The sequence below is a fragment of the Pseudomonas sp. MPB23 genome (genome assembly GCF_046605395.1).
Classification (GTDB): domain Bacteria; phylum Pseudomonadota; class Gammaproteobacteria; order Pseudomonadales; family Pseudomonadaceae; genus Aquipseudomonas.
The window spans coordinates 4,179,860-4,198,480 of the sequence record NZ_CP176771.1 but is presented as its reverse complement, the minus strand read 5'-3'; the positions used below and the strand labels follow the sequence as shown (position 1 = coordinate 4,198,480).

Annotated in this window: 13 protein-coding genes and 1 pseudogene; 3 read left to right on the top strand and 11 right to left on the bottom strand. The window is 59.2% G+C overall.

The features are described 5' to 3' along the window. The first annotated feature begins 222 nt into the window (after positions 1 to 222). Genes ACLH0J_RS18935 through ACLH0J_RS18925 form a run of 3 tightly spaced genes read left to right on the top strand, consistent with a single transcriptional unit; the run spans position 223 to position 2,880 of the window. Positions 223 to 1,392 carry a PD-(D/E)XK nuclease family protein gene (locus ACLH0J_RS18935; protein WP_122711516.1) on the top strand — a complete coding sequence of 390 codons (1,170 nt, stop codon included), beginning with the start codon at positions 223 to 225 and terminating at the stop codon, positions 1,390 to 1,392. Between the two features lie 49 nt (positions 1,393 to 1,441). Continuing rightward, positions 1,442 to 2,257 carry a hypothetical protein gene (locus ACLH0J_RS18930; RefSeq protein ID WP_411388547.1) on the top strand — a complete coding sequence of 272 codons (816 nt, stop codon included), beginning with the start codon at positions 1,442 to 1,444 and terminating at the stop codon, positions 2,255 to 2,257. Between the two features lie 5 nt (positions 2,258 to 2,262). After that, complete coding sequence (locus tag ACLH0J_RS18925; RefSeq protein ID WP_122711514.1) at positions 2,263 to 2,880, top strand: hypothetical protein; 618 nt, start codon at positions 2,263 to 2,265, stop codon at positions 2,878 to 2,880. Positions 2,881 to 3,593: 713 nt separating this feature from the next. Here ACLH0J_RS18925 and ACLH0J_RS18920 read toward each other — a convergent pair. From ACLH0J_RS18920 to tssK, 11 genes and pseudogenes are all read right to left on the bottom strand, one after another. Continuing rightward, positions 3,594 to 4,093, bottom strand: a pseudogene (locus tag ACLH0J_RS18920) (2-keto-4-pentenoate hydratase); the annotation flags it as partial. Positions 4,094 to 4,135: 42 nt separating this feature from the next. Next, on the bottom strand, positions 4,136 to 4,279 hold the full coding sequence (locus ACLH0J_RS18915; protein ID WP_411392919.1) for a hypothetical protein: 144 nt from the start codon (positions 4,277 to 4,279) through the stop codon (positions 4,136 to 4,138). An 18-nt stretch (positions 4,280 to 4,297) separates the two neighbouring features. Continuing rightward, on the bottom strand, positions 4,298 to 5,083 hold the full coding sequence (gene flgG / locus ACLH0J_RS18910; protein ID WP_411388546.1) for a flagellar basal-body rod protein FlgG: 786 nt from the start codon (positions 5,081 to 5,083) through the stop codon (positions 4,298 to 4,300). Between the two features lie 80 nt (positions 5,084 to 5,163). Further along, positions 5,164 to 6,135: a flagellar hook protein FlgE gene (locus ACLH0J_RS18905; protein ID WP_411388545.1), complete on the bottom strand. Its 972-nt coding sequence runs from the start codon at positions 6,133 to 6,135 to the stop codon at positions 5,164 to 5,166. 373 nt (positions 6,136 to 6,508) lie between these two features. Further along, positions 6,509 to 7,663 carry a DUF2235 domain-containing protein gene (locus tag ACLH0J_RS18900; RefSeq protein WP_411388544.1) on the bottom strand — a complete coding sequence of 385 codons (1,155 nt, stop codon included), beginning with the start codon at positions 7,661 to 7,663 and terminating at the stop codon, positions 6,509 to 6,511. A 116-nt stretch (positions 7,664 to 7,779) separates the two neighbouring features. Beyond that, positions 7,780 to 8,652: an ADP-polyphosphate phosphotransferase gene (locus ACLH0J_RS18895; RefSeq protein WP_411388543.1), complete on the bottom strand. Its 873-nt coding sequence runs from the start codon at positions 8,650 to 8,652 to the stop codon at positions 7,780 to 7,782. Between the two features lie 120 nt (positions 8,653 to 8,772). Beyond that, positions 8,773 to 9,480 (bottom strand): response regulator, encoded by a 708-nt coding sequence (locus tag ACLH0J_RS18890; RefSeq protein ID WP_411388542.1) that lies wholly within the window; start codon positions 9,478 to 9,480, stop codon positions 8,773 to 8,775. Beyond that, entirely contained in the window at positions 9,413 to 12,583 is a 3,171-nt protein-coding gene (locus tag ACLH0J_RS18885) for a response regulator (RefSeq protein WP_411388541.1), read from the bottom strand. The genes ACLH0J_RS18890 and ACLH0J_RS18885 overlap by 68 nt, the downstream gene beginning before the upstream one ends. Further along, complete coding sequence (locus ACLH0J_RS18880) at positions 12,580 to 16,521, bottom strand: type VI secretion protein IcmF/TssM N-terminal domain-containing protein (RefSeq protein WP_411388540.1); 3,942 nt, start codon at positions 16,519 to 16,521, stop codon at positions 12,580 to 12,582. The genes ACLH0J_RS18885 and ACLH0J_RS18880 overlap by 4 nt, the downstream gene beginning before the upstream one ends. Next, positions 16,521 to 17,189 (bottom strand): DotU family type IV/VI secretion system protein, encoded by a 669-nt coding sequence (locus ACLH0J_RS18875; RefSeq protein ID WP_411388539.1) that lies wholly within the window; start codon positions 17,187 to 17,189, stop codon positions 16,521 to 16,523. Before ACLH0J_RS18875 ends, ACLH0J_RS18880 begins: the two co-directional genes overlap by 1 nt. After that, positions 17,186 to 18,568 carry a type VI secretion system baseplate subunit TssK gene (tssK, locus tag ACLH0J_RS18870; RefSeq protein ID WP_411388538.1) on the bottom strand — a complete coding sequence of 461 codons (1,383 nt, stop codon included), beginning with the start codon at positions 18,566 to 18,568 and terminating at the stop codon, positions 17,186 to 17,188. Before tssK ends, ACLH0J_RS18875 begins: the two co-directional genes overlap by 4 nt. Positions 18,569 to 18,621 lie beyond the last annotated feature (53 nt).

Here is an 18,621-nt window from a genome sequence, read left to right as displayed (position 1 = left end):
CATTACGCAGGTCTCGTTCAACGCTTCGTTCCCATCAGGCACCCATAAATCTGCCCAGGGAGAGCACTATCACAATACTGGCTATCTGCCTCAGGGCGCGGCAGGATTCTACTGCTTGCTCTGCTCCAGTAGTCAACCGGCGTCATTTGCACGAAGACACATTGGTATTGCCAGCGCAGGCAAGTCGGACTGCACAAGCCTTATTTATAGAGAAAAATCGACATGGACGCCCCTGAACATCTAGCAGCAATGTCCGCATCTGAAGCGTTTACTACCCTGACGGGCTATACCAAGGCTTTTGATCTTTTCAAAGCCATGGGCGTGAGCACAAGAGAGCTGGTCCACTCAAACATCATTGCCTCGCTCTTGAACGATCGGGAAGCCCATGGCATGGGCGGCGCCTTCAGAGATGATTATGTAAGGTCGCTTCTCGGCTGCCGTTGCGATCGCAATGCCCTCCCGGAAGCCGTACTTTCAAGCACTGCTGACGTGCGCGCGAACGTGACGCGGGAACTTGAACATATCGATATCTTGCTCGATTACCCGTCCCTCAAACTGGTGATTGCAATCGAAAACAAGATATGGGCCTTGGACCAGAGCCGTCAGGTCGCCCGCTACCAGGCAGCATTGCAGAACCTGTTCCCCCACTATACCCATAGGGCGCTGGTGTACCTGACGCCCAAAGGCCGGGCCTCTCCGACGATCGATCCAGACTCCCAGACCCCGGTCTACTATCAATCCTATGGACAACTGGCCGAGCTGCTACGTCAGCAGACAGGCGTAGATCCGAAAGCCGTCCCGTTTATCCATCAGTTTGTCACTCACATCGAGAAGACCATGTCGGGAAACACCGAGCTCAAACAGCTGTGCTGGGAGATCTTCCAGCAAAACGAAGAGGCGTATGGTCATATCCACGACCATTTCGTTTATTGCCAGAATCGCAAGCTGCAAGAGCGCTTCCAATGGCTGGAAACCGAGGTTAAAACCGCGCCTATGTTTGCCGACTGGGCCGGCAGGATCGAAACGAGGCCGATATGTAATGTCGACAAAAAGCGATATGACTTGGACGTGCGGGTAAAAGAATGGCCCGACGGTCTCTGGATCAAACTCTACAAGCACACCTGGCTTGGTGTTTTTCCTTACTTCCTTGCCGCTGATACCACCGAGTTGGCAAGGCACCTACCCGACTTCACCTCAAGCCCGCGGGAGGTTCCTGACTGGGCTGGGCATTATTTGGCTTCAAGCGGCTACCAGATTAAACATGAACGGTGCATTTTTGACCTGGGTGACAAGGCGACGGATGCGCATTACAACCAGGCGCTGAGCAAAATCCGGGACTGCCTTGAAGAGATCGATCGGGCTCTAGACCCTACCCTACCGGGATCGCGCTGATGCTCACATCGCACGATGAAACCCCTTGGCGCTTCAGGCTGGAGATAACATGCTCGCTGCAATATTGAACGGCAAGCGCCGAGGTAGCGGCGTTGAAGGTAGGCATTCAAGCCTGGGAGATGCCACCGGAGCGGAAGACATCCTTACCGTCACCATAGTCGAGCGACTGATTTACCTACCCGAATCTGTGCGTGATAGCTTCTTCGTTCAATTGTTGGGACCAGACAGATCAATAGGCACCTTGGAGGATTTCGAGTTCTGGCCATCATGGTGGCTGGACGAACGACGTGTCGAACCCGATGTGGTGCTGTACGGGTCGGAGCGTACGCTGCTGATTGAGGCCAAGCGCCACGACGATCTCCAACAGCAATACGCTGTACAACTGGCAAATGAGTTGCGGGCTGGTTGGGCAGGCAAACACCTGGGTGAAGGCTCGATACTCCTCACCATTGGTGGCCTTCAAAATTACACGCAGAAAAGCACATCTGAGCTGGAGTCACAAATCGAGAGAGAACTGTCCGGGGCAGGCTCAGATTACGAGTTGGCGTGCTGCAGTTGGTATCAGTTGTTCCAGGCTCTAGAGGCAGCGATTTCCAACGCATCGACGGACTCATCTCCAGGCCTTCAGCGTCTGCTGGATGACATTGCCGCCGCTTACGAATGGCATGGGCTGCGTATTCTTCCCCGGCGCTGGTTAGGTCAACTGGCCCCGGTATCGATCGACTCCACGCGCTCCCCTATCTTCGCGCCCGCAACCGTTAGCGCCAAGCGAGTCCCGAGCCGCGTAGCGACATCCCGCTTCCTATCAGACCTTTCTGCACCTTCTATTCAAATTACCCAATTCCCCATTGCACGTTGGAGCTGACTAACTTGACCACTGCAACCTCAATCGACAGCGCGCTTCTGGATGTGCGCAAGGCCTATCGCCTGCTGGCGGATTATCAACAGCGCATTCTTGAGCTACTGGGCTTTATACGTGAGGAGCTGGGCGCCGATTACTACTATCAGATACCGCGAAATCGTGTGCCCCGGAGCCTGGATGGGCTAGAGGTCAGCAACAGCGCAGGGCAACGTTTTCTGCCGTTCAACGACATATCCGTGCTATGGCTTCGTAACGGCGGGCAGGAGGATCCCGTGCATTGCCATGAGAAGGGTGATCTGTTGTTCGACGTTTGGGTCCGGAACGACACGGGCAATGGTGAAGACGCCGAAGAAGCATCAATCGTCGAGAACAGCCGAAGCGAGTTGCGCATCTATATCTTCCAATGCCTGGAACCCCACAAAGGGCCATACAACTGGCGTAGCCAGGTCTGGGAACTGACGTACTATCCAGCAATGGGAGAGGTACTCGAATGTGATGGCAATCCTGGCTATCGCGCCTACGCAGAGGCTTTGGACTTATCTGTATGCACCGATGAGAACGCCATCCGCACCGCCTTGAACGGGCTGAGAAAGCGCGCGTCGGAGAAGCTTGATCAGCAAATTTGATTTCTGAGCTTGGGCTAATTGAACCCTACCCTCCCGATATTCTCCGTTGAAGCCGAAACGTACGAAGGTCGGAACGGCTGCGGTTACGCAAAAACACCAGCAGGAAGCTAGTTGAATGAACGCACCGAAAAATCCCCACGGGCTCAACAACGGGTTATCCATTGAACGAGCCCCCTTGAAAGACAGGACACCGTTCCCCCCTTTGAGATAAGGGATAGGCAAACGGGTATGTTGAATCGCTCTTAGTTTCGTAGACACTTCACTTCCGTACCCCATGGATACGATCTGCCGGAAGCCCGCCGTTTTGAGGCGCTGCACCTTGCTTCGGTTCGTTTCAAGTGAGCAGGCGAATGACCGCTATTAGTCCAATCGATGCAGCGGTGGCGCTGCAACAAAATCCAATAGCGGCTATATGACATATTCGATCACGAAACACCAAGCAAGCGCATCCCGTGCCGCCGTCGAGCATCCCTCCACCATCACTGGATGGACGGATAAAGCTCGGGGTGATGAGAATAATGACGGGAAAGCTAGGTCTATGAACACCAAGCGATGAACAGTTGCGTTCATTTCAGGGGTACTGAGCCAGTATTATTGGGCTGCTGATCTGCTTATGAACATCTGACATCGCCCACTTGTTAAAGACAGGACGTTCCGTAAGCGTTGCATTTCCACCCACCGGCTAACTAAGGCGCAGGTTGCGCAGGTACTCCAAGCACCACCCGCCCGGCCTCCACCGGCTGACCGTCGGCCAGCAGCCGGCGTATCAGCCAACACAGATTGGTCAGCGGTGGATCCTCCCGGCCCTCGGTATCGCCTTCGCCACAGAGCCCTCCGGCACATTCGAGGTGGTACGCCACATTGGCGTGCTCGACCGGGTCGAAAACGATTCTGGGCCCCAGGCAATGATCTCCAGCTTGGGGTGGATCAACCGCGAAAGCGCTACTGCCGTGTTCGGCTGTACACGCATCTGGTCGGTCAGGCCGCCGTACACCGGTTGGTCAATGCCGAAGCGCCGTTGCGCGGCGGTGCCGGCAAAGGCGATCTTCCAACCGCTCAGTTGTTCGCCCGAGGCCACGCGCAAAGCGAGCGCCTGGCGTTGCAGCGCGTACCCGGCGCCCAGGTCCAGCGCCTCGGGTGCCAGCGGCGCGATCGCTTGCACCCTACGCGTGGCCTGGTCCAATTGACTCAATACGGCGTTATCGACACTCATGACAGTTGCCCCGCTAATGCGCGCAATACGGCGTCAAGCCGCTCAGGCGTGGTACTTGGCTTGACCTCGGCAAAACAACACACCACGGGCGTTGTAATAGCGCAGCGGCACGTCGCAGATCATGTCGCGCACCGCCAATTGTGCGATGCCAATACTTTGCAGCACGCGCAGCGCTTCATCGTCCATGCTCAAATCCAACAACAATCAGAGCTTCTGCGACAGGGTGCTCAGCATCCCGTCAGCCGTTTTGATCACCTTGGCGTTCATTTCGTATGCACGTTGCGTCGTGATCATGTTGACCATTTCTTCAACCGTGCTGACGTTGGACGTTTCCAGGTTGTTTTGCAAAATGGTGCCCAAACCATTCAGGCCAGGCGTAGCGACCTGCGGGGCCGAGCTGGCAGCCGTTTCGAGAAAGAGATTGCCGCCGATAGCCTGCAGACCCGCCGGATTGATGAAGTCAGCAGTTTGGATATTGCCGATGACCTGGGTCGCCGGGTTCCCGGCAATACTGATGGAAACCGTACCATCGCGGCCAACAGTGAAGGTCTGGGCGTTGGCTGGAACCACAATGGCGGGCTCAAGCGCAAAGCCGTTCGCATTCACGATGCGGCCATTGGCGTCCAGGTGGAAAGTGCCGTCGCGCGTATAGGACGTCGTGCCGTCCGGCTGCTGGATCTGGAAAAAACCGCGACCGTTGATCGCCATATCCAAGGGTTGTCCGGTGGTCTGCAGACCGCCTGCCGAGAAATTTTTCTGCGTGCCCACAATGCGTACGCCGGTGCCCGTTTGCAGGCCTGAGGGCAATTCACTGTTTTGTGTGGACTGTGCTCCGGGCTGTCGCTGAGTCTGGTACAACAAGTCCTGAAACTCAGCGCGGTCACGCTTGAAACCTGTCGTCGAGACATTCGCAAGGTTATTGGAAATCGTAATGAGGTTAGTGTCCTGGGCGGACAGACCCGTCTTGGCTACGTAGAGGGCTGGAAGCATGTTGACTCCTGAGTGCGCGACTCGGCGCACACTAGCTGACTGATTCATGGGGATTCGGATCGGCACGACTGGCGATCGAGTTACTTCATCTGGATAACGGTCTGGAGCAATTTGCTCTGGGTCGCCAGGGTCGCTGCAAACGAAGTGATCTTGCCAAAATCAAGCGCTATGCCCGACCCAGCCCCGAGAGCGCCATTAAGACCCCAGCTCGGCGGATTACCACTGACGTTGTTCATCACGCCTGGTCGCCACCCCGTCAAAGTCAGCGTGTTTGCGGTTTTGCTCCATCCTGTTCCCGCCGTCAGAGAGCTGAGGGTGCCATTGGCGTTAAACGTGAGGTCAGCTTTCAGACCCACGGGGGGGTGCTGAGCAGGATCTGCTGGACTGCGTCCATCGACGAAGGTGTGTACCGCCCATGAGTTGGCGAGCGGAAGTTTGACGTAATACTGCTCCATGGTGTGCCGGTTGCCTTGTGAGTCGTAAACAGGCGTGGACACCGTGTGGTTGTAACTATTGGGATCTGCGGGATTAAATGTCGCCACGCTAGGAAAGCGTTGCGCTGAATTTAGATTCAATGCCTGTTCGACGCGCGTGGTGGCGTGAGGTGCAAGGTGGGACTTGTCGATCTTCAGATCAGCCAGCACACCCTTGGCGATGTTGCCGTTGATATCCGCGCTATAGCCTTGAAGACGGTTGCCGGTGTTGTCGACCACAAAATTCTCGGCATTGACTTTGAACGCGCCTGCGCGCGAGTAACTCAGTGATCCATTGTCGGCTAACACAAAAAAGCCACTCCCTTGAATGCTGAGATCAAGGGCACTACCGGTATTTTTAAGGTCGCCTTGGTTGAACTGTTGGGAGGTATTCGCCAAGCGCATGCCACGGCCTATCGCACTACTGACCGTCCCCAGCAGCGTTGTTGAATAAACATCGGCGAATTCAGCGCGGGACGATTTGAACGCCGTGGTTGCCACGTTTGCGATGTTGTTGCCAGCCACGTCCAGTTGCTTATTGGCTGCGTTAATACCGCTAAGACCGATAGTGAAAGACATGAGCCACTCCTTTGTGTAAGGAGCGATTTTACGGATGGGTTGTGGAGAGTCAGCCGAGGGAGTGTGGAGGAACGGTGGAGGTCGCGTTTTCTTCCAAGGGGTCATTACAGGCAGGCGTTGGGTGTGGAGCCACAGCTCAAAGATGGCTCCACGACCGGCGCATCGCTAAGATCTTGTGCTTTCCAGACCCAGCCAAAGCGTGGCCTCTTTCCAGGCGCCAACGGTCACAAGATTCTCCAGCGTCTCCAACAGAATTTTTTCCCAACTCAACGCCAGCCCCCTTGATTTGGGAGTTCGGTGGGCGTGTTGGCTGTTCGCTTACGGTGTGCGGCACGCACGAAAGTACGTGTCTTCTGGAGTGGGCCTTAGCTACTCAGGCAGGGACAACCGTATCCGGAAAGTTCGCCATAACCGAACCCACAATCAGTCCAGGATCCACCCCAGCCCGCGCAGCCCATATAGCCAAGTTCCTGGGGCGGTAGTCGGCTAACTTGCGCCAGCGATCAAACACCGAAGCATCAATGGTCTCGTTGATCGTAGTGGTCGTCGAGTCTCCGTTGTCCACCGCCGGTGTACCGATGGATCGGTAGTAGTGTTTTCCGAACGTCACAACCGCATAAAGTCCGTGAGCCATTTCTGCGTACGAGTCACGAACCTGGCAAGTGGATTCATCGCCATCAAGCTCGACGTTATCGTTGAATACCAAACCGTGAGCGACAGCTTTACCAATTAGCCATTTCAGCGGAACTTGCGCCAGCAGGTCATTCTCATAACCCCCTCCGACGTTGGCATGGGCGCCGACAAACCAGCGTTGTTCAACATGGCCAAGATCGCGGGGCGCAAAGGTATCGCCTTGCTTGGGTGTGGTTTTCACCCAGAGTGTTGGCGCAAACGCTTCACGATGCTCGTCGATCGCCAAGGCGTGGTACGCATGCGTGTCGTTGATTCGCAGATCGGTTTCCAGAAAAGCAAAATCGCCTTTACTGACATGCGGGATCCAGGGCCCAGGAACACCCAACGCACCGACGGTATCCCATACCCCTTGAAACCAAACCGGGATCGACCGTGAGTATCGTTTCTGCCAAATGTCCTCTTGCGAAAGCGTGCTGTCGTCTAAGTGCGACAGCGCGAGGATCGAGTGCTTCGTCTTGCCGTTGCGATACCGCTCGTAAACCTGCTTCAACGAGATGGGCGATCCAGGCTTGAGCAGGCCACAAATGGAGATAAAGCCTGCGAGGCTTCTGGCGGTGAATGCCCCACGGCTGAAACCGAAAATGAAGATCTTCGCATCAGGCTCATAGTGATCAACCAGCCACTCGTAGGCGCTCAGTACTTCCTCGTTGATGCCGATGCCGAACATGCCGCCACTGAGGTGCTCACCCTTCTGAGTGCCCACCCCTGCGCTGTAATAGCAGAGTTGTTCGGGCGATTTGTTGCATAGCGATTTGGCGCGGTAGACGTTGGTGTTGTCATCAACGTTATTCCAAGTGCCGTCCAGAAAAAGAGCAATACGCTTCACATCAGACATCCTTAGCTCTTGCTTCGCCTGTTGTAATGAGGTCTCGGGTAATGGTGGGGATAGCGCCGAGGCGTTCGGTTTCGTACGAGCCTACCGCCTGCGAAAAGCCCATTCGCGCCGCTCAATTATTCTTCCAGCAATTGCTTGCGGATATTCAGCAGTGCTTGATGGCGCTCTTCACTGGTCTTTGGATAGGACATTTTCAGTTCATCCAGCACATCCGAAAATATCTGAGATACGATCAGTCGGGCATTTTTCTTGTCATCGGCAGGCACCACATACCAAGGCGTCTCGCGCGTACTGGTCGCACTGAGGCATTTTTCGTAGGCCCGCATATAGTCTTTCCAATACTGACGTTCCTCGATATCCGCAGCGCTGAATTTCCAGTTTTTTTCCGGCGTGTCGATGCGGTCGATAAAGCGCTTTCGTTGCTCATCTTTAGAGAGATGGAGAAAAAACTTGATGATGCGCGTCCCGTTACTTGAAAGGTGTCGCTCCAGATTGGAGATCGAACGATATCGCTCGTTCCAGACCGTACGACTGTTTTCAACAGCATCCGGGAGCCCCTCGCTGCGGAGAATCTCCGGATGGACGCGGGCTATCAGCACCTCTTCATAGTACGAGCGGTTGAATATGCCAATCCGCCCGCGCTCCGGGAGATTGCGTGTGCTTCGCCACAGAAAGTCGTGCTCCAATTCAGCCGCGCTGGGATGCTTGAAGCTGAAGACCTGGCAACCCTGCGGATTCACACCGGACATCACATGCTTGATGGCGCCATCTTTTCCTGCCGCATCCATCGCCTGGAAAATCAGCAGAATGGAATAGCGATTGGACGCATAAAGAAGCTGTTGCTGCGCGCTCAATTGCGCAACATGGGCTTTCAGAAGCTTGCGATATTGCTGTTTTGACTTGTAGAAAAGCTCCACCTTGGTCGGCCACTTGTGGAGATTGACCTTGTCACCTTCCCGTACTCTAAAATCCGCCGAATTGATTTTCATCAGGCACTCGCTATCTGATCAACACAACGTTCAAAGATGCAAGGAATCACCCTAACATAAACCTGATTACGTCTGCCCGGGTGACCAACCCCCTGCCCCGCCGCCGTTATCCAAATCAGGTTATTGATCCCCGCCAAGCAGACCGAGCCGATAGGCCCATTGGGTCATATCGGCGGCGTTGTGGGCGTCCAGTTTCCTCATCAGGTTGAGCCGATGGGTCTCTACGGTTTTGAGGCCTATGCACAAGATTTCGGCAACATCTCGATTACGGGCACCTTCGGCGACCAGCTTCAAGACCTGGCGCTCTCGCCCGGTCAGGCTGACACCACTGGCCGTTAGCCCTCCTCCGCGCAGGGCCAGGACTTGGGCGGCATCGAGGCCGGAATCGATATAGATTCTGCCCAAACGCACCTGGGCAATGGCCTGGAGCAGATCCTCCCGCCGGCTTCGTTTGAGCACATAACCGACCGCGCCGGCCTCCAATGCCAGCGCGGCGTTATGTTCGGAGACTGTGGAAGTCAGGGCGATGATGAGGATGGCGGGCCAGCGCCTGGCGATCAAGGTCAGGGCCGAGACGCCATCGAGCAACGGCATATTCAGGTCCATCAACACCAGATCGGGCTGCAAGGCGCGGCACAGGGCAACGGCTTGCTGACCGTCTTCGGCCTCGCCAGCCACGGTCAGTTCCGGCACATCGGCGAGCAAAGCACACAACCCCTCGCGAATCATTGCGTGATCATCAACCAGCAGCAAACGGCACTCAGGCATCGTCGGGGTTTCCAGGTTTTCCAGAGGGGCCTGGCTGACGCGCAGCCAGGATTGAACCATGCATTTCCAGTTGCAGCAGCGCAGCGACCATCGTGGCGACGTCCGAGTCAACCGCAGCCCGTTCCATCAACGCAGCCGACGCTTCCAAAGCCGCTTCACCGAATTGCCCGGCGCTGCCCTTGAGGCTATGGGCGATACGCGCGGACTCCGCATGATCGACCTGCGCCACCGACTCCCTGAGCCGAAGCAGCAAGGCCTGGCAGTCCGCCAGGAACAAACGCTGCAGACGCGGTGCACGCAGTGGGTCCTGTTCATCGAGCGGCATCAGGATGGGCATGGGCGCTGCCGGGCACGGTAGCGAAGGCCCTGGGCTGCGCAACTCCATCCCCCGCGCCTGCTGCCGCACGATCACTCGCGTGATCGCGTCGAACAACTGCATCGGTAACACCGGTTTGGCGAGATAGTCATTGGCGCCGGCTTCGATGAAGCGTTCACGGTCACCGCTCATGGCGTTGGCGGTCAAGGCGATGACGTACACCTCCTCATCGAGCACGGCGCACGCTCCCGAGCGCACTTGACGAACGGCTTCCATACCATCCATTCGTGGCATTTGGCCGTCCATCAACACCGCATCGAAGACCTTCCGGCCGAGTATTTCCAGGGCTTCGACGCCGTCACGGGCGTGAACGACGCGATGGCCGAAACGCTCCAGGAACAACTGGGTAATCTCCCGATTGGTGGCGATGTCATCGACCACCAGGACGTCCAGGCTGAAGTCATGCCGCTCCAGACTGCGCAACGGCGACGGTGTTTCGCTGAGCGTCGGCGTTGCGCCGCTCTGCACCTCGCACAAGGTCCGATAGAAAAGCTGCCGACGCAGGGGCCTGACCACGCAAGCCGCGAGGCCATGGGCACGCAGTTCATCGGCAGACGGCAGTGATTCCACCTGCGAAGCCATCAGCACGATGCGCGTGGTCGCCAATGTCGGGGCTGCACGGCACAGGTCGGCGAACTCGACGCCATCGACCATCGGCAGGCGCCAATTGACCAATACCAAGTCGAACATGACCCCCAACTGTGCCTGCTCGCGCATCAGGTTCAAGGCTTCTTCGGCTGACGCCGCGCCCTGGCACAGCATCTGCCACTGGCCGAGCATCTCCATCAATGCCCCACGTTCATCGGCGTGCTCATCGACCACCAGGGTTCGCAGCCCCCACAACCGTGGAGCATCGGCCGCCCGCGCCGGGCATTGCGGCAAGGGCAAGGTCAGCGTGAAGGCAGACCCCACAGCCACTTGGCTTTGCAACTCGATCCCCCCGCCCATCAACCGCGCCAGGCGTTGGCTGATGGACAAGCCCAATCCGGTACCGCCGTAGTTTCGGGTGGTGGAGGCATCGGCCTGCAGAAATGCCTCGAACACCGAGCACTGTGCCGACGGCGCGATGCCGATGCCGGTATCGATCACCTGAAAGCCGAGCCGGTCGCCATCCGCCCGCCAGACCAGCAGGCGAATCGAGCCACTGGCCGTGAACTTCACAGCATTACTCAGCAGATTGAGCAGAATCTGCCGCAGTCGCCACGGATCGCCGGTCACATGCCCCGGTACATTGGTGGCAATATGGCAGATCATGCGCACGCCCTTCTCCGCCGCGCGCGGCGCCAGCAGTTCGGTGACATCTTCCAGCACTTCGGTCAGATCGAACTCGACCTGCTCGATATTCAGGTTGCCCGATTCGATTTTGGAGAAGTCCAGGATGTCGCTGATCAGCGCCAACAGGGCTTCGGAGTTTTCGCGGATGGCCGTGACAAAATGCTGTTGTTGAGGCGTGAGCGGCGTATCCGCCAGCAAATGATTCATGCCAATGACGGCATTCATCGGGGTACGGATTTCATGGCTCATATTGGCCAGGAACTGGCCCTTGAGCTGGTTGGCCTGGTCGGCGATATCTCGGGCGCCCTGCAGCTCCTGTGTGCGCACCGCCACCAGGTTCTCCAGCCCGGCCTGCTGGGCCTGCAACGCATCGAGCAAGCGGTTGTAAGCCCTGGCGAAGCGGCCCAGTTCATCCGCGCGCGCCTCTGGCAAGCGACGGGACAGGTCGTCGCCACGCGCGGTCTCTTCGATTTCCCGCGCAAACCGTGCCAGCGGCCGCGCCAACTCGCGATGCAAGACCCAAAGCAAACCCAGGGCCAACAGGATAAAGCCGACAATCGCAAAAGGGACCTCGGCGAGAATCAGCCCCAACGCGCCTGCGCGCAGCTGTGCTTGCGGATACAGCGTCAACAGATACCAATCCGGTTGCCCCAGGTGAGCGACGACCATCGGCGTGTCGGCGTCGAAGCGACCGATCTGTGGGAAGCCGGCCGCAACAGGCAAATCCGCGATCAATTGCTTGAGCCTGTCGTGGGAAACCGCCTCCAGCGTATTGCCGGAAAGATCGGCAATGCGCTGGCCTTGTGCATCGAGCAACAGGGTCGGATAGCCATTGAGCAACTGCCCGATGCGGGCCAAACGCTCATCCAGCTTCAGTTCATAGCCCGTCATGAACAAGGGGTTGCCCGACGCATCCCGGGCGACCACTGCAACGCTGATCAACTGGCGGCCCAGCGACGGCTCGTAGTAGGGCCCGTCCCAGACAACCTGGCGTCCATCTGCCGACAATCCGTCGAACAGCGCGCGCAAATGAGTCGCTCGGGCCTGAGCGAAGCCCGAAGGAATATCGACTTGCGTGGAGAATGCCGCCCCAGCGTCGGGGAAATAGAAAAACGTATCGACCGTCATCGCCTGGCCGGCCGTACCGAAGGCTTCGGCGGCGGACGCGGCGCGGGACAAGCGTTCCGTGGCCGAGGCGTTTTGTACGGCCGGATTGAGCACCCAATCCATGGTGCTGCGCTGGAAAATGTTGCCACCAAACTCGTTTGCCGCGCCGCTGTTCCAGCGCGTCATCAGTCGTCTGGCGCCCTCCTGTGCGTCGCGAAAATCGTCATTGTCGACACTGGAGAGCAACGCCAGGCGCTGACTCAGGTCCTCCAGCGCCTGGCCTTGCAGTTGTTCATACGTACGCCAGGCGCTGAGCCCGGCGGCCACGCACCAACTCAACGCCAGCACCAGCGCCAGGACAGCGGTAATGCGCAGCGCCAGTGACGCGCGCCACCCCTTCGTCACAGGTCGACCTTGCTGGCAGCCGTGCTGTCGAGTGTGGCGGCCACGCCCATTTTGCGCACGATCTCACGAATCGCCCGTTGCGCGGCCGCATCGTCACGCAGCGCCACCACCAGCAACCGTGTCGCCTTGTCACCCGTTATCGACTGCGTGGCTTCGCGGCGGCTGGTCAAACCCAAGATGCGCAGCTGCGCCTCAAGGTTCTTCAAGCGCGTCTCGTTGCCATAGGTGCCAAGGTCCAACCGCAACCCTTCACCGGCTGACAGACCTGTGGCGACGGGCCGGGGCGTCCAGCACCAGGCGATCTGGGTCGGCGGTTGAATACTGGCGACCCCTTGCTCGGTGGGCGAACCGAGGGCGGCCAGACGGACATTCGTTGCGGCCGCCTGGGCATCCATTGCGGTCAACTGTTCGGCGATACCGTTCAACTGTGCATCGATGAGGGTGGCCTGGCGCTGCAATTGGTCGGCCTGGGCATACTTGTCCAGCAACGCCTGTTCGCCTTCCTGGCGGTAAGTCAGTTGAATGCCGACCAGATTCTCGCTGCCCATCACGTTACGCTGGCTCGGAAAATCATCGACGCCAAAGGTGTGTTGCCCACCGTTGAACAATCGCAGGAAGTCCACGAATGCGCGGTCGCCGGTCCAGTGCCGGGTCAGCTTGAAGTTGGCGAAGCTGATCTCCAGGATGACATCCGCACAGGCCCCCGGTGCCCAGACGAAGCTGGCGCTGGTGGGAAAGTTGAAGTTATCCAGCACCGTCGAGCGGCCACTGCATTGCAGTGTCAGGCGCGTTTGCTGGGGCAGCGAACGGGCGCCGAGGTTGACCTGTGACGGCGCGGCGGACAATTCCACCACCGCCGCGGTGGCCTGCAATAGGGCAATGCTCTGCTTGAGCTCGGCCCGTTGCGCCACAAGGCCTTTCTGCTCGGCTTCCAGTGCCTGCCGGCTTTGCTGCTCCGTGGCCTGCTGAGCCTGACTCTGGCGCTCGGCACCGAGCAGATCGTTGCGCGCATGCTGCATACGACTGACATAGGCGTAGAACGCACCGGTCAGCGGAATTTGCACACCCAGCGCTTCCCGTCCGCTGTAGCGCTGCACATCGCGTTGCACGAAGGTTTTCACCGCCCCACTCATAAACGCCGGCAGTTGACCGCGCTCGCCATACAGCAGCTCGTTGAGCATGACCGGGTCCTGCACGCCCTGGATCGAACTGAGCAACTGCCCGCTCCAGTCACTTTGCAGGCGGCAGGCCGCCACTTCAGAGACATAGTGCGAGGAAAAATCCAGCTGGCCGGTCGCCAACGACCAGACCACATCTTCACGCGGATCAGGCCCCTTCAGCGCCTGGATCAAGGCGCTGCGCACGCTATCGGCTTCCCACAACGGCGCGGACTTCACCGAAGGATCGGCGCCGAAGCCCCAGGTGTCCATGGCCACCTGGAACGCCTGTGCATCGCTTTTCTGCAGATCGGCCACTACACCTTTCATCAACATCTGAAACCTGGCCAATGCACGGGCCTGGGCCAACTCGTCACGCAAGCCGTTGACGCCACTCTCGATCGAACCGCCACTGGCCACGCCCTTGAGCACATCGCCGCCCAGGGCATTGGTGATTTTCAGACTGCTCAGCGCGCCTGCTTCGGCATGCAGATCATTGTTGCTGGCCAGTTCAAGCAAACGATCCAGCGACACCGCGCGGCTCGCCCAAGGTGCCCGCTGCTCGGGCGGGATCAGGGCGAACCGTTCGGCACTGCGGTGCAGCAGCTTGAGGAACGGATCGTTGGGCGTACCGACCACACTCAGGGCCAATTGCCAATCACTGCGCGTCTTCAAACGTGTCTGCGCACTGAGCAGGCTGCCCTGGATGAACTGATACCAGGCATCCTGGGTATCGCTTTGGTACTGATCGAGGAACTTCACCCGCTGCGTCTTCCACAGCGCGCTGTCACGGCTGGCGAGGCCGAGTTCATCCATGAACGCAAAAATCGCACCGTGCCCTTGCGACGTGTAGGCCCCGGAAAGACTCAGGTCAGGGTTACCGCTATCGTTCCAGTATTCCGACAGCCGGATCGGCTGCAGATTGCCCTGCAGTTCGGCCCAGGCTTTCAGCCATGTCAGAGGGCGGCCTTCAAGCCCCATGCTTTCCAACTGGCCCAGCAAGGCCGCGCGCTGGCCCTGCATCTGCGCCAGATCGGTTTGCCACTCCAGATAGGAGCGATAGCTGCTCCCCAGGGTGACCAGTTGCCCGGCGCTGATCGCTTGCTTGGAGCCGTAGGTCAAGTTCAGGAAACCCACCTCGGAGCCGGGCAACGGCAAGTCATCCAGCGACTGATTATTCAGGCGGGCATCGAGCAGGTTGATCCGCCGCACGAGGAATTCGGCATACGCGGCAATCAGCCGTGGATCGCCGCTGTTCAACGCGCCGCGCAGGTTTTGCGAAATGAAACCGTCGAAGACCGGCGTGCGTATTTCGCTGTCGAACAGCCTGACGTAGTCGGAGCGATAGTGCGCCTGGACTTGGTCGATATGGCGTGAGAACGGCAGCAAACCATGCCAGCCGCCCTGCTGCTGGGCAGACAGGCTGATCAACGCTTGGCGGAAGCGACGCAGCGCATCCAGATCGGTCTCCAACCCACCGTCGAAATCCTCGGCCGCCGGCGGCTCGTCAAGCGCGTCGGTGAGCACGGCCTGGGTGTGCTGGTCGGCATACACCAGCAAGGCGCCAAAGCCGACACACAGTGCCAGCCAGCCGATGACGGCAGCATGGGCCAACAGCCTGCGCCAGCGATGCCAGCTATCGATGGGTTGATAGGCGTGGCGTTGCGCGGGCAACAACTGTCCCAACAGCTCATGACTGAACCAGCCTTCGCTTGTACCGTCTGCCTCTTGCCCTTGCGCCGTCACGAACAGCCCGCTGAGCAGCGGCAACTCGCTGTAGGGGTTGGCATCAAATGCCGGCAACAACAGATGCTCAAGACGCGCGCGTAAGTCGACGATGCGCTCTGGCAGGCTGAAAGCATCTTGATCCGGCAGGCCACGCACGCCCAACTCGATGCGCAAGTCGAACAGGCGCTGGCCAAGCCCGCTGAACATTTCTTCGAGAAACACCTGCGCCGCCCCCGTGCGCTGTCGGCTGAGCAGGCCAAACGGTTGCTCGCGTTGCGGCGGCGTGAGGGCCGAAGCCCATTGGGTGAAGCCCGGCAAGGCTTCGGCACCGGTAATGATGAAATACACCGGCAGACGGGCCCCAAACACCTTCACCAAGTCGTCAATACGGCGGCGCAGATTGTGCCCTTGCTCGGCCAGGCTCGCATCGGAGTCGTTCAACAAACGCTGGCAGTCGATCACCAGCAGTACACCGTTGAGGGGTTCGCGGCGTCGCGAACGCAGCAACCAGTACAGCAACCGCCGCCATTCGGGGCCCGCGTCGCTGTTGCCCTCGGCCATGCGCGCGGCGGGCTCAATGATCACGCCACGCTCAAGGAACCACCACTCCAGGGTCCCGGTCGAAGCCGCCGGCTTTCCACCGCGGGTCGAACGCAAGGCCGAGGTCAACCCGCTGTTGCCCAGCAACGTGCGGGTGCCGCTGCCACTTTCGCCCAGCATCAGGAACCAGGGCAGCACATACAGCGGTGAACCCAATCGACTCAGGCGCGACTGGCGCAACATCTGCACGCCGCTGTTCCAGTCCTGATCGAGCGCCGGCGCTTCATCGCGACGACGCTGGGGCAACTCGCTGTTCATCCGCCGACGCAAGCGCCAGGCATACCAGCGTCGCCCGATCCCACGCAGGCACAAAACCACCAACAGCGTAACGACGCAAATCACCGGCACGTACCACAATGGCCAGCTTTCGTAGAGCGCCAGGCCCCAGAGCAGCAGCACAATGCAGACCAACAGCAGCAACCCGAGCAACAACACCCCTGCTTTTTTCAACATCAGCGCATCTCCAGCAGTTGGCTGACTTGTCGACCCAGGGAGAGATCGAGACTGATGTAAAGCACGGTCAACACAATCAAGGGCACCCCGATCAGCAGCAGCAACGAAAGACCGGGCAAGCCCCGGCGCACCGCACGCAGACGTGTCGGCAGGTGGTCCTCGGGTTGTTCGAAGAGATGGCTGTCGGCATCCAGCGGCACCATCTGCCGATCGAGAATGATCCGCTCCAGGCAGAGCCGACGGTATTGCATCAGTTCACCCCCAGGACGCGTCGCGTAGCGCCCCTGGAAGCCAGCGAGCAAGGCCAGGCCGAAGACCTCACGGGCACCGACCGCTGCCTCGGGCAACGCCTCCAGGCGCTGGAAGAACTCGACACCGGCACGGCTGGTGGAAAAATAGTGGCGCTGCAACGGCGCCCGCCGCCATTCGGCCGCTCCGGGCCATTCGCCGGACATCGCCGCCTCATCAACCCAGGCAACCACCGCGAACAACGCCTCACGCACTTCGGCTTCGGCAAAACGCAGTTCGCGGGCCCGATTGGCGGCGCCATCGAGCCGCACGATGAGGGCCGGTGCCAGCGTCTCATAGGCCTGCGCCGGATCAACGAAGCCGCGCTTGGCCGCTTCGAAACTCGACATCCAGCAGTCAGCCAGGCGGGGATTGATCATGTGCGCACCGCCACCAGGTCGATACTCAAGTCAGCCGGCGGCTGCGGCAGGAAGAACGCGGCCTGACGCTCTTGCAGCAGCGTTTCCCAACCCTCGCTCAGCGTTTCGAGACGGAAGTACAACGCGCCGGCCACCCGTGGCAGCCCCTGGGGCGGCACTTGCAGGTAGATCAACTCAATACCGGGCAGCGCGCGGTTGACCAGGCCTTGCATGACGCTGAGGGCGCCCAGCTTGCCATCCAACGGCAGGCTCTCGGCCAGCCACACCGGATCGACCAGACTGCGCGCCACCAGATAGTAACGATGGCGCGGGCCGAAAAACGCGTCCGGCAACGGTGCCTGATAAAAGCCTTCCTGCAGTTGCAGGTGAACCAGCAACTCCGAACCGATGCTGATTTCATTCAGTTGCTGGCCGATCAGGGCCACCAGTGCAATCGTCGCGGCCCCCGCGTCCTCATGTTTGTAGGGCGGTACCAACTGACGGCCATCCGGGGTCTCGCCGAGCATGTCACAGATATCGGAAAACAGACTCAACTCACCGACCAGTTGGCGCAGGGTGCCGTAAAGCTGCCACGGCGAAACCTGCGGTGTTTCCAGCAAATGCGTGAGCAACGGGCCATAACGATTCAGTACCGCCAGGGCCATCAGATGATTGACCTGGGCCGCATCGAGATCGCCGCGCCGCGACTCGCCCGGCTGCTTGTACACCGACAACTGCCGCGCCCGCCCGACCAGTTCGTCACGGACTTCACGCAAGGTTTGCAGGAGCATCGGCGATGCCGCCAGATTGACCGATGGCGGCACGTAGCGCTGAGCCGGCCGCAGGCGATCACCGTCCAGCTCAAGACGCGCAATCGGCAGCAACTCGTAGGCGCTCAAATGCTCCAGCTCATCGTCCCAGAACAGCCGCAACACATAGGACATCGGGCGCACCCGCGCTTCCGGGGAATCGCCGAGACGGTCACCGATCACTTCCGGGTCAGCCGCCACGATAAAACGCGCTTCGGCCCGGGAACCCGCCGACAGCGTCTCGAACACCTGCGCGTTGGCGTCGCCCGGCAGCAGGCGGCGCAAGCCGACAAACAGCGTGCGGCCACCACTGAACTCGCCCAGGTCAAGGCTGCGCGACTCCAGCATCGCATTGCCGGGATACTCGGCCAGCGTGCCTTCGGCGAAGCGCACCGACAATTGCTCCAGCAGGCACTGTTTGGCAACCAGCGCGGGCTCGTTGATCTTCAGCGAGATCAAACCCCACGGGTACGGATGGTTCAATTCTGTGGTCCGGGTCAGACGATGCTCGATACGCGCATCGTTCTGTTGAAAATGCTGAGGCTGGAGGAACAAGCCCTGGTGCCAATACAACAACTGATCGATATTCATAGGGCTCGGTTTCAGGCAAAAAATTGAAAAAACGTGGTCGCTGCAACGCTCAC